Consider the following 11,516-nt stretch of genomic DNA (forward strand, 5'->3'; position numbering starts at 1 on the left):
GTCGTTATGAAACAGAATCAATTTGATTTCATTAAATTAGCTTCTAAGTTAGGAGCTATTTCTGGAATAAATACAGACTCGCAGGGCGCTTTAGCTATTTCGCTGTTCGATTTAGCAAACGATCATACTAGGTCTATTGCACATTTGATAAACTTAAAGCTATATGCTTCTGCTTTAGCTCTAGTTCGCCCTTGTATTGAGTCTGTCATCAGGGGTATGTGGGTTTTTCATTGTGTAGAAACACGAGAATCGGCTGAGCTATATGCCGTAAAAGATGGTTCATGGCCAAGCTTGGAGTCAATGGTAAAAAATCTGGATAACAAGCTTGAAAACGACTCATTCTTTAGGAAACGGTACTTGGGTAAAAACTATGGAATTATGAGTAGCTTTACGCATGGGTTAAGTTACCAAACTGCCAATAGGTTTGATGGGAAAGTCATGACAATGAAACTGTCACCGTCAGATACAATGGCAATTATGTCTGAAGTTTGCTATTTGTCTTACCTATCTAATCTAAGTATTGCATTAATCGCTGACGAGCAAGGAGTTGTAGAGAAACTAATACAGCTTTGGTCGAAATCTGAAATTTTACAAGGTGTTTAAGACGGATTCGCAACGCTTGGTGATTTCAGTTCCATTCAGGTTAAGTATCTAAGGTACAACGGGTTATGTTCTGTGGTCGGCGTTTTTCACCGTTTTTCGCGGCGTTAAGTTTCTAGGAGGATATTTGAGACAAATTTCGAAAGCTCGCTTTGAGGCCTTGAGTTATGCTCGAATCCCATTCGTTAAGTTGTTTTCTAAAGATATCGAGTGGTATTCAAATGACAATAATGCAGTTTTAGGTACAATTTTGTTGGATAAAATTGACCACGACTATGTCGCTATTGTGTTAGGAAGAGATGAAGCTGGAGTTTTTAGGTATATAGATCAGGAGCATAGCGTTTTAGAAATATCTGATGCTAGGTCTATATTATTGGAAAAAATGGACTATTATTCTCAAGATGGTGTCGAGGAATTTCCACAAGGTGTTATTACTCGGGAAAAGCACCTTATTTTTGAATACATTGAAAAAAAAGAACCGATGCTTGATGACTATAAACTATTGACTGAATGTGATCTTTTTAGTCCAGCTAAAGAGTTGATCGCGGAAATAGCATATTCATTCGAAGACCCTGATGGCAACTATATTGAACAATTTCAGAGTTCAGGGTTTAATTCAAGAATGTGGGAATTATACTTATATGCTTTTTTTCATGAAGCAGACTTTATGATTAATCGAGAGTTTAACGCCCCGGATTATGTTGTCGAAAAAAGGGGAGTTCGTGTTTGTGTCGAAGCCGTAACAGTTAATCCAAGCCAACATGTAGATAATGAACCAGAGCCAACAACTCATGAAGAGATTGAAAGACTTCTGAAAGATTATATGCCCATAAAATATGGCAGTCCTCTGTTTTCGAAATTAAATAAAAAGTATTGGGAAAAAACACACGTTAAAGGTAATTCATTACTGATTGCTATTCATGATTTTCATCAAAAAGATTCCATGATGTGGTCACGGAGTGCATTGGAAAGATATTTGTATGGTGCCGAAAGACGATACCACCTCGATGAACACGGTAAAATTATTCAAGAAGTCACTCAAATAGCAGAACATAGGTGGAATGAAAAAGTTATTCCATCGAACTATTTTGAATTAGACGATGCTAAAAACATTAGTGCTATTATACATTCCAATCAAGCCACAATTGGAAAATTTTTGAGAATGGGATATTTGGCTGAATTTGGTCGAAGGGATCTAGATGTTAAATTTGTTGGGCAATGTTTCCATTTAAATAATCATATTCCGGTAGATTTTGAGTTTGAAGTTACTGATGGGCATTACGAGGAGTATTGGCGTGATTCAATAACGATCTATCATAATCCTAATGCTTTACATCCTTTAGAGCATGAATTGTTTCCCAACGTTGCACATGTATTCTTTGATGGTGAGCAGTTTAGCTCAATCAAGCCAGTATATTACCCAATATACGGGCGAACTCTATATCGTGTAAAAGAAACTTAACAAGAGCAAGTGTCGAATTCAAATGGGATGCTTTAGTCATTCGTTCAGATACAATGTGCTATATGGCTAAAGATGTTCATCTTGCAATCACAAACGCTGAAATACTTAAAATTTGCGCATTTTGCAGGAGTTGGTGGTTGAACTTATAAATAGGAATTACTTTTGGTGACATCTTCAAAAATTAAGCCATCACAATTAACACGCGTTGGGTATACATACCAAGACCTTATGTGTATTCGCATGTTGATAAATTGGTTTCATAACCCAGAGAAATACCAATGGATGAGCATAGAGGGTAGTCAAGAGCTTAGTAACGTTAAAAGCCTTGATGATGTCATTTGTTATACAGCCGATGGGAAATATGAACTTTATCAAGTCAAATTCACAATTGATTCTGAACGTGATGATTTGCATTTAGATTTCGATTGGCTACTTAAGAAACAGGGTAAGGGTACATCTCTTATCGAAAAATGGTCAACGGACATTGAGAAATTCGGATCTTCCAGCGGGATATCCATAGCCAAACTAATTACAAATAGAATACCTGACCAAGTTCTATCAAGTTGTCTAAAAGACAATAAAGTTGAATACAGCCTAATTCCAGATGATTTCAAGTTAAAGGTTTCTGATCAGCTTGGCAGCGAAGAAAAAGCTATAGCTTTTTTCTCAATCCTGATCTTTGAACACAGCCAAAGAAAAATTGACGATTTAGAGTTGCAATTACATGATTCGCTTGTGCCAGACCATGCTAACAACGAAAGTTGGCTTCAGTTATTAAAATCTGTTGAGCGCTGGGCTTCACGAAAAGATGAACCGGCACCTGACGGAAGAATATGTCTTAAGCATATACATGAAATTTTATCGCTTGTCGCTACGAGGACTATTTCTCAATTTTTTGAAGTACCTGGTGGCTATAGACCACCAACAGATGAATTTTATCATAAGGTTATAAAAAAAATTTCTAGCCCAGGTTGTCATGTTATTTCTGGATTACCGGGAATGGGGAAAAGTACCTTTCTATCGTTTTTAACTGACCAATTAATAGAATCAAAAACGCCAGTAATTCGACATCATTACTATTTATCTCCTCAATTTATTGGGGATAGAATTGTCTTTAATAATGCGGCTCAGTCATTACAAAGTCAGCTCAAAAGACTCTATCCCAATGACTTTGATAGCGATAAACTTGACCCACAGAAATTTGAATCGTGGATTAGTAAAGCAGCAGATAAGGCAACGGAAGGTAACCAAACACTAGTTATCATAATTGATGGATTAGATCATGTTTATCGTGAAAGGTCGGATATAAGCCAACTTGAACATTTAGTTAATCGGATAACTCCTTTTAAAAATAAGATTTGTTTGCTGTTTGGAACGCAGCCAATCAGTGATGAGTATCTTCCCAATTCTCTGTTACGATCTGCGCCAAGAGAAAGTTCATGGATTTATATGCCCTATATGGGCCTTGATGCCATAAAGTCTAGGCTTGATTTCGTTGTATCAAAGAAAGAAATCAAAGTAGTGGGCGATGATGAGCACCAGAATAGCGAAATAGCAGAAATTTCACAGACTCTACTCGATATTTCACATGGATATCCCCTTCATATTATTTACTCTTTAAATAGTTTGCAGTTAGCAAATAAGAATATTAGTAAGTATGATATAGAGCGGCTCCCTACATGTCCTGATGGCAACATTTACGAATATTACGAGAATTTATGGGTATCCCTATCAGAAGGAGCAAAAGAAATTCTTCTTCTGATTGCGAACGCGGATTTTTCATGGCCAGACAAAACGCACCTAAGTTATTGTTTGAATGATAGCCTCATCTTCCAAGGCAGTTTTTCTGAAATTCAACACTTGATAGAACAAAGATTAAGTGGGATATATCCATTCCATGAAAGCCTATTTGTATACCTAAGACGTAAAGACACCTTTCTTCAGTCAAGAGATAGGCTAAATAAAATTTCTAAAGAGTGGATAGATACAAATGCTCCAGAGTATTGGGTATGGGGGTGGAAATGGATTATTGAAGCCAATCTAGGAAACACAATCCCTCTATTTAAAGGAATAAATAGAGAGTGGCTTGTCCAATCTCTTTGCAATGGTTATCCATTAGAGCATATAGAACACATTATCAGCGTTGCCGAACATGTAGCATTTGATCAAAAACAGTATCCGGAGTTATTAAGGCTGCGCATTTTAAAAACAAGATTATTAAATGGTCTGGATTTTCAAATACAGAATTTCAGCGATTTTCTAGATTGTTCATTAAGCATCTCACATGATGATTTCGGCCTTCTTTGGCGAGCGGACAATCTGAGAATTATCCCAGATAATGAGATAGTTGTTGTTGCAAAGCATTTTCAAAGTAGGAATGAAAGAATTGTTGATGGATGTGCTAACGAAATCTATCGTAGAATTCGATTTTATGCTCGGTTAGACGACTCTAATCACTACCAAACATTAAACAGCCTTGTAGATGACTATCTCCATACTATCGTTAGTTATAATAATCCTGATTTAGATGTTATAAATAATTTTTATGAAAGGCTTAATGACAAAACTTTATATTTCACAAAAATTGTTGAGCTGCTCATTAAATATGGGCATAGACATTTACTAGTTGATCTGTCTCGATTTGATATTCCAGATGACATTGCTTCATTTGTCCGAAGTCAGGTTTTTTTAGCCTTAAGCATTGAAGGCATAAATCCCGATGGGGGGGATACCTTCTTTAGCAGTACTGATTCAAGTATATATTTGCTTTACCAGTTATTAGTAGGAAAAGCTGTCCAGATAGAGCCGCTTGACAATATTGAGTGCCCAGTTGAGTTTGAAGATACTCACTATTTACCTTTTTATGAATACTTCTTTAGAACACTTATCTCAAACTTTGAGATAATAGATAGAATTGATACTCCACAACTATTCGAACCAAAGAATATCCAGGAGTTCCTTAAAAACGCTTGGCTAACCTTCCAGTTTGCCTCCTTAAAAATTGCAAAAATCTTTAAGGAAAGAGGCAAATTCGAGATCTTAGATTTGTATAATTTCTTTACCATCCTCAAACAACCCGACAAATTATTGATGGGATATAAAATTGATTCTGTCTTATATAGCATTCGGAAATCTATAGCCCAAATAGCCATCCACCTAAATATTTTATACAACTCGATTGATGCATTTTCAAATTTTGATAAAGATGAACTTGATATTCTTTCAAAGAGCGCCTGGTGGGATCCAAGAGCCTTTTTAGATATTGCATCTCAGAATGCAATTCTAAACTTCCCTAATGAATCGATTTCGCAAGAGTTCTCCAATATTTTCGAAGCAGAAAAACTACGCAGAGATGATACCTCAATGCTCGCTAACGACAGTCTTGAGCTAGCAAAATTGGCAACCAGTTTTGGCCTTCATAGCGAAGCTAGAAAGTTCCTTGAGCGTACCGCACTCAATATAGTCGGATACGGATATAGAAAGGATACTACTCTACATGAGGTTTTTGAAGCTATACAAGAATGCTCTGATTATAACTCCCCTAAAGTATCTGAATGGCTAAAACGAGTAGCCACTTTTACAACTGATGTCTTTGATTTCTCTGAAAGAGAAATTCAACATATTCCTGAATGGTTCACTAAATTATTGGCAAAACACATCCCCGAACGTCTTGTAGATGAATTTGACTATCACCTATCGGAAGAAAATTGGCATAGAACACATCTTATCCTAGAAAATTTCGTTAGGTCATTTCCCCTGACTACGCAACCAGAACATTCCTTTTTGAAGTGTATGACAACAACTAATGCGATGAGAGCATTAGATGAAAGAAGCAAAGATAGTGATATCCTTAAAGATATTTATGAGGAGCAATGTAAAGTCCTGGGAGGGATCCACACACAACCAAATGAGAGCCTCTCTAGTACGGAAGATATTAGTATCGACTACCCTGACGTATCCACTCTGCATCCATCTGACCTCTCTGATTTTAGAGAAGCCTTACATTCGATTTCATATCAGTTTCGTAAAAAGTTTATTTCGGATTGGATTTCCTATTGGGATGAGCAAGGTCAAGCGAGATGTATTCTCACATCTTTTAGCGATTATTATGACCAAAATGATTCAGACTATGAATTAGATAGATGTATACATAATATTTTCTTACTAAGTAAAAAAATTGAAGGGAAGACAGTAGCTTATAAATGGGCTGTCAGGAATATTAAGCTAAACAATTGCTGGGATCGATATTTCTCTTCTGGATCAGAAGAGGCCTTAAAGGATTATGGCGATACATACAGTAATCAATGGGAAAACCTTCTCCGCGACACAATGGTTTCAGGATCTTCCTGCTTGCCGAGTGATGAGAACATAATTGTACCATCTACTCAGCTTATAACTTATTTAGTATCAGCTGGACAGGTTGTCTTGGCGACTGAGATGACTGAAGTTATGGTTTCCAGCCTAGAGGGAGATATAGCGCACCTTCCTCTGACCAAACTGTACTGGTATGATAATCCTGTTTCACTTCAAAGCGTTCCACTGCATCTAATCCTTTTGCATTTCAAGTGGCCTGACCGATACGCTAGACTTCTAACTGCAAAACAGATAGCAACCCTTTTACAGGACGATTCCAATATAGAATTTCGTGCTCTATATCTAGATTTTTTGGCAATGCAACCATATGAGATTGATATCATTGATTATCTCTCTGTTTTATTGCTTGTGGATTCAGTCCCCTTTACCAAAGATGATTTAGCCCAATGCATACATCATTCTTCGCTTATTTCCGATGAACTTCTGCTCTCGCTGGGTTTTGAAAGTAAAGAACGACAGAAATTGTCAACGTTATATTCTGAATTTCCAGATGAATTAATTCCGAACAAGGGAAAATATGATAAGTATTCCAATGGTCTTGCATTAAGATATATTGGTGTTATCGAGGAGTTAGAGAAAGAGTATCAAATCCAACTGGTGAGACATTTTCTTCTAGAATGGGAGGAAATCCATGAAAGGTGTTTTTGTTATATTTTTAAACCTTACAATTTTTCTGACCAGTTTTATTCTCAAGACAAAATTTCCTGTAGTTTTTCATGGCGTGCAGAAGCATCTATTTTATCTGCCTATATCAGAACATTAGCTTATGCTATAGATCATAATTTCATTCCCGCAGAGGTTTGCTTATCATATGCTCAAGAGGTATTACCATTCGGCCCTATTGCTGTAAATCAAAAGCCATCTAGTCCTCCAGAACATTGGCCAGTATTGACTGATCTTAACAATGATGACTTTTTGCCCGGACAGAAAGAACTTGAGCAATATTTAGAAAATTTTCTCGCTTCTACAGATGAAATATTATTGCGTGCTAATGGTCCAGTGTTAAGAAAGCACTCTGGCGTATGTGTTGATCTAAACGTTATTCTGGTTTCTCTTAAAAACTCTGAAATTGATGACCCAAAGATGATATTTGATTCTTTAAATCATGCACGGAATGTGGAGGATGGTATATTCCCTTTAGCCAAATGGACTTTGCCTTACAACTTTGGCCGGTGGGAAATTGATTGGCTTTCAAGAGGTTATTTTAAACCTGCTTATGCTGTAGGAAATGTGCTAATTCCCTCCGTTAGTCAAAGCGAGTTCAGTGTAGAATATTTTTGTGGCAGTATAAGTAATGGCACTTGGAAATACTGGGTTAACCAATGGTATCCAGTCTATCATAGATGTATAGGCACACCTCTTGGAACTTATTTTACAGTTTCCAAATATTTTTTTGAAAAGTTTAAAGTAGAGACGGGCGGAAAATTCTATCTCGCTGCCGAAATGACTTGTATTGACAAACGTAATTTTAGCGGCAATGATGAACCAATTAAAACGTTTGCCATTTTGCCAGTATGATTCATATATTATATTCGTGTCGTTTATTGGTTAGGAATGGCCTCAAGTGCTTATTGAGCTCTTAACAAAACTACGTGCAAGTACAATTCGTTTTTACGGTAGAACCGAAAGTACAGTAATGGAATCGTATTACCAATACCAATCAGAACCAGATAGGTATAGTGCTAAATATCTAACTTAGTTTTTCCAAAAATTTTCAGTTTTTCAACTAGTTGTTTATGATCCGGAAAGGTCTCTCTTCTATGATCAGTCTTGAAGGCGGGGTATTCAGTGCATAGCTTTGGCTCAAATATTATTGTTTGCTATTCGCTAGATGTGAGTTACAGTGCACATAACTAATGTAGTGGGCTTGAGATTTATAAAAGAGCCTATCTTTTCATATTTCGAGAATAAGCAAAAATGAGCTTTTCTGAAAACGATATCGAAACCACTATAATCCCGTCACCTCAGACTCGTTATGCGGGGGCTAATGTGGGTGTTCGAGTTAAACATATTCCTTCAAATATCGCGACTGAGTCAACATCCGCACCATCACAGTATCTTAATAAGCGCATTGCACTGGCGATGCTGCAATATCAGTTAAAGGGTTCTGAACCTCAATAACGGCGTTTGGATACAAAGGTGTTCCGCCTATGTTGATCCGTCTGTGACTCAGTGATAGTGTCCACTTCCCCTAAACTGAGACAAATTTAAATGGAGTTTTCTACACTAATAGATGTAGGAGAGAACCATGAAACAATCACGATTTACTGAAACTCAGATCGTCAATATTCTTAAAGAAGCGGATGCGGGGATGAAAGTGGAAGACATTTGTCGTAAACATGGTATGAGTTCCGCCACTTATTACAAATGGAAATCAAAATACGGCGGAATGGATGCATCAGAACTGCGACGAGTCAAAGAGTTAGAAGATGAAAATACCAAGCTGAAACAATTATTTGCTGAAGTGAGTCTGGAAAATAAGGCCATGAAGGAGCTCTTCGCAAAAAAGGGTTGGTGATTGCAGAGAAGCGCCATTGTGCCCAATTACTGGTTAACGCCGGCGTCAGCATTTTTAAGATGTGCGCATTGGTTGAGCTCAGTCGTTCAAGTTATTACAGGGCAATCATAGATTGGCGACAAAAAGATGCGGCTGTGATTGATGCGCTACATGCAGAACTCAACAAGTCGCCCCGAGCTGGCTTCTGGAAGTGTTTTGGCCGACTCCGATACAAGGGCTATCCGTTTAATCATAAGCGAGTCCATCGGGTCTATTGCCGAATGGGATTAAACCTGAAACGGCGGGTCAAACGAGTGTTACCGAAGCGCATAGCCCATCCATTACACGTTGAAGCCAAGGCCGATTATCAGTGGGCATTAGATTTTATGCACGATGGGTTGTACTGCGGGAAACGTTTCCGAACACTGAATGTTGTTGATGAAGGTACGAGAGAATGTTTGGCTATTGAAGTGGATACATCCATACCAGCAGAGCGGGTCATTCGGGTACTTGAGCAACTCAAAGCAGAACGAGGATTACCGGTACAACTGCGAGTAGATAATGGCCCTGAACTGATTTCGAGCAAATTAGCGGATTGGTGTGAACAGCAGGCGATTCAACTCGTTCATATTCAACCAGGTAAGCCTCAACAAAACGGATTTGTCGAACGATTTAATGGGTCATTTCGTCGAGAATTTTTAGATGCTTATTTATTTGAATCATTGGAGCAAGTGAGAGAAATGGCATGGGTGTGGCGGCTAGATTACAACGAAGAACGAACACATGAAAGTCTTGGTAATCTGTCGCCGACGGCTTACCGAAAACAACTGGAAAACTCTACTTTAGAACTGTCTCATTAATGGGGAAGTGGACAATAGTGGCGGTAACTATTTATGGGAGTTTTAATAAATTAGGGAAAGTGGACAACTTGTCGTTCTTAGGCAAATATTTGTCTCATTTTTAATTTAGAGATCCCTATACCTTTGACATAAACGCTGTGTTCAAAGATGCGAACAGAAACACGAAGCCCCGTGATAAAGCTCTGGTTAAGCGAAAGTTCGGTTAGTATTTCCCCGAACTTTAAAAAATCCAATGCTCCATCTCTGTTAGACTGGAGCGACATATAAACTTTTAAAGTTGGATAAATATACCTTTACGTCGATATACTCCATTTTTTTCAAATTCGGAATAATCTTTTAGTAACTCTTCAACTTCAGGATTCATGATTTGTTTATCGATGATGAATTGCTTCATTTCGCCAGATGAGCCAGTCACCCAATTGTCAAAGTCTAGAAATTTTGTCTGAAATTCACGGCTAGCTTCCCTGATTTTAGGCTCTAAGTTCTTATTTGCTATGCAACTTTTTTCCCGACGCTCTATGGCAGCGACGATACCCCGATGAAAAATCATATGAACACCTCTTTTCCACATTTCATCTGCTTGTTCTATTTGTTGTTCAGATACTCCTAGTTTTTTTAGATCTGCGATTAATTTATCGTGAAGATCTAATCTCGATTTGAGATTCATTCCATTAGTGAATCCAAAGCTAGAAGCTATTAATGTGGTTAGTGTTGCTTTAGTTGAGGTCGTTGCTACATCTCTAAGCTGATGTATCGATGCATTTGCGTCTTCTACGACTTGCCTCATCTCTGCTTCAAATCCAGCTCCTTTAAATCGTTGAATCTTGTCAATGTTCAGGAATGATAGAAATATAGCTCCAGCAACTACGATAATCCCCATCTCTGTAGGCATTGCTTTCCAACCAAATATCACGGTGAGAACTAATATAACTAAACAGATACTTATGATAAGTATTTTGTCTTTCATGGATACTATTCCTGTACAGAAGTTAGAAAGATACTGGCGTTAATAGCGGCTTATGGTTTTATTTTGATAGTATTTAAATCTATAATCAACTGATTTATTAATTAGCTCTTTTTTGAAAAATCCGCATTATGTATCAATTTTATGGTTAATAAAGTAGCACAGCCTTCATCTATACAAAATGCTAAATTTATAGTGTCCTACATCAAGCTAACTAAGCTGTGTAGCGGCCATATTTTGCCGGAAATTTATAATCTGCAATATTATATATATGCACCAATGGTGCGTTGATTGTTCTAAGTTGTTATCTAATCTGAAATCAAATTTTTCTCTCATAAAACAATATGATATAATGGATGCCTATTTGTTATTAAATCCTTGGGAAAGATTAACCTAATATACTGGTTCGAATCCTGTAGGGTGCGCCATCTTCTAAAAGCCAGTATCTAAATTAGATACTGGCTTTTTTCGTTAATACCTTAAAGAAATTATTGTGCTTTATAAAAATGAAAGAACAAGTTATTGAAGCCCTTTGTTCTTTGTAATTTCTCAAATGGGTTGATGACTTTTAACTACCCCTGAAATAGTGATTCTTCTCATTATTGCTCTCATACTATTGAATTAACTCTACTAAAATATTTAATCAATCTGCTGATTCTTATCAAAAAATGCCCTTTTTAAGCTAGAGCGTGTTGATCTTTGTTGTACATATATTAGTCAACCCACATAGGTAGCCACATAAGAGAAAATGCCAGAGCG

Annotated in this window: 6 protein-coding genes; 5 read left to right on the forward strand and 1 reads right to left on the reverse strand. The window is 37.2% G+C overall.

All coding sequences use genetic code 11. From position 1 onward, the window contains the following. The first annotated feature begins 6 nt into the window (after window positions 1-6). From ABTQ23_RS16480 to ABTQ23_RS16500, 5 genes are all read left to right on the forward strand, one after another. Window positions 7-603 (forward strand): DUF6988 family protein, encoded by a 597-nt coding sequence (locus tag ABTQ23_RS16480; RefSeq protein ID WP_408616841.1) that lies wholly within the window; start codon window positions 7-9, stop codon window positions 601-603. 124 nt (window positions 604-727) lie between these two features. Beyond that, window positions 728-2,062 carry a hypothetical protein gene (locus tag ABTQ23_RS16485; RefSeq protein WP_408616842.1) on the forward strand — a complete coding sequence of 445 codons (1,335 nt, stop codon included), beginning with the start codon at window positions 728-730 and terminating at the stop codon, window positions 2,060-2,062. Between the two features lie 165 nt (window positions 2,063-2,227). After that, window positions 2,228-7,954, forward strand: a complete 5,727-nt coding sequence (locus ABTQ23_RS16490) for an ATP-binding protein (protein ID WP_408616843.1) — start codon at window positions 2,228-2,230, stop codon at window positions 7,952-7,954. Window positions 7,955-8,353: 399 nt separating this feature from the next. Further along, window positions 8,354-8,557 (forward strand): hypothetical protein, encoded by a 204-nt coding sequence (locus ABTQ23_RS16495; protein WP_408616844.1) that lies wholly within the window; start codon window positions 8,354-8,356, stop codon window positions 8,555-8,557. 127 nt (window positions 8,558-8,684) lie between these two features. Then, window positions 8,685-9,793, forward strand: a protein-coding gene (locus ABTQ23_RS16500; protein WP_408616845.1) for an IS3 family transposase whose coding sequence is annotated in 2 segments (ribosomal slippage) — window positions 8,685-8,934 and window positions 8,934-9,793 — 1,110 coding nt in all. Because the reading frame shifts where the segments join, the coding sequence is not laid out codon by codon here. A gap of 271 nt (window positions 9,794-10,064) precedes the next feature. On the opposite strand, the gene ABTQ23_RS16505 is transcribed toward ABTQ23_RS16500, so the two are convergent. Next, complete coding sequence (locus ABTQ23_RS16505; protein WP_408616846.1) at window positions 10,065-10,760, reverse strand: hypothetical protein; 696 nt, start codon at window positions 10,758-10,760, stop codon at window positions 10,065-10,067. Between the last annotated feature and the right edge of the window lie 756 nt (window positions 10,761-11,516).

It is taken from the genome of Celerinatantimonas sediminis (assembly GCF_046054195.1).
Taxonomy (GTDB): Bacteria; Pseudomonadota; Gammaproteobacteria; order Enterobacterales; family Celerinatantimonadaceae; genus Celerinatantimonas.

What these genes read in the sequence shown, in the direction of transcription:
- ABTQ23_RS16505 (WP_408616846.1), bottom strand. Translation starts at nt 10,760, where the DNA reads ATGAAAGACAAAATACTTATCATAAGTATCTGTTTAGTTATATTAGTT.
- ABTQ23_RS16495 (WP_408616844.1), top strand. Translation starts at nt 8,354, where the DNA reads ATGAGCTTTTCTGAAAACGATATCGAAACCACTATAATCCCGTCACCT.
- ABTQ23_RS16480 (WP_408616841.1), top strand. Translation starts at nt 7, where the DNA reads ATGAAACAGAATCAATTTGATTTCATTAAATTAGCTTCTAAGTTAGGA.